Consider the following 1,410-nt stretch of genomic DNA (forward strand, 5'->3'; position numbering starts at 1 on the left):
CAGGAGGCGGGCTCGGCCGCGCGCTGCGCCGAGCGACGCAGCCCCATGGCCAGAAGCAGGCCGACGAGGATGGTGGCGAGGCACGCCACCGCCAGCGTGGGGATGGCGATCACCGTGAGGTCGTCGGCAAGCGCGGCGGCGCCGGCGGCGAGCGCGGCCGGATCATAGCGCAGTTCCACCAGACCGACCGTGGTGCCGATATCGCTCGTGATTCGCTTCGACACCGCGTTGCGGCTGCGCGGCTCGGCGCGCCCGACCCGCCCCGGATCGCTGCTGAACAGCACAACGCCGCGCTCGTCCACCACATCGATGGCGGCGATCGCCGGCTCCAGCTCCGCCTCGCGCCGCAGCAGCCCGGCGAAGGTGGTCTGCGCGGGCAGCGCGATGCCGAGCGAGTTCGCCCGCTCCGCCGTGCCGGCGAGGCGCTCGGCGGTGATGGCGAACCGCGCCTCGATGGCGTTGCGGTGGGCGTTGAGCAGGGTGACGTAGGAGAAATAGGCACCGAAGGCGACGCACGCGGCGGCGATCAGGGCGAACAAGGCGATGAGCCACAATGTGGTCCGCGTCATGGTGTCGACCGTTGGAGCGGGAAGTGCGGCCACAATGTCAGGCAATCCGTGCCGTGAAAAGCGCGCTGAAGGAAAAGGATGATTTTTGCCCGAAACGGCAATTTGGTCTGGTTTGAATGGAACGGCGCGGGTAACGTCCGGCCCCGACCCATTGTCGAAGCTTAGCCCATGACTTTCGTTAGCCGACTCGCGCTGCTGCTGGCGGCCTCGGTGGTGACTGCCATTGTCGCCACGGCCGTCATCGCCTTCGGGGCGAGCGAGCGCGTGAGCCAGGACATCGAGCGCGCCCGCGTCGCCAATCTTCTGGCGGCCATCAAGCAGAATGCGGAAGCGAGCCTGTCCATCGGCCTCGCGCTCGACCAGATCGCCACCCTTCAGAACCGCATTGAGCGCGAGAAGGCGGGCGACCCCTCCATCCTCGCCATCGAGGTGTTCAACCCCTCCGGCCGCGCGGTCTATTCCACCGACGTCAGCATCACCGGCGAGAGCGTGCCCGCCGAATGGGTGCGCCGGCTCTCGGCCGCCGGAACCTGGCAGACCACGGAGCGCGGCGAGACCGTGTTCGGCAGCCACTTCGAGAACGACCTCGGCGTCGCCGGCGGCATCGCCGTCACGGTCTCGGACGAATCGCACCTCAACCGCATGGACCGGCTCGCCGTCGATCTGATCCTGCGGGCGGCTCCGCTGGCGCTGATCGCGGCGCTGGCGGCGGCGCTCGCCGCATGGGCCTTCTCCTTCCTGATCACCCGCCCCTTCGACCGCGTCGCCCGCATCCTCGGCGGCATCGAGGTCGCCGGCCCGGACGATGGCGAGCTCGGCGCGGCTCGCCGGCCAGGCCCGC

Annotated in this window: 2 protein-coding genes; one reads left to right on the plus strand and one right to left on the minus strand. The window is 69.8% G+C overall.

The annotated features are described in order from the left end of the window. The coding region (locus tag AC2W7M_RS25405; RefSeq protein WP_486135880.1) for a hypothetical protein at window positions 1–569 on the minus strand (569 nt) is incomplete at its 3' end. A gap of 168 nt (window positions 570–737) precedes the next feature. On the opposite strand from AC2W7M_RS25405, the gene AC2W7M_RS25410 reads away from it, so the two are divergent. Then, the coding region (locus AC2W7M_RS25410; RefSeq protein WP_486135881.1) for a hypothetical protein at window positions 738–1,410 on the plus strand (673 nt) is incomplete at its 3' end.

It is taken from the genome of Xanthobacter sp. BG11Y11_SDJG (assembly GCF_057364445.1).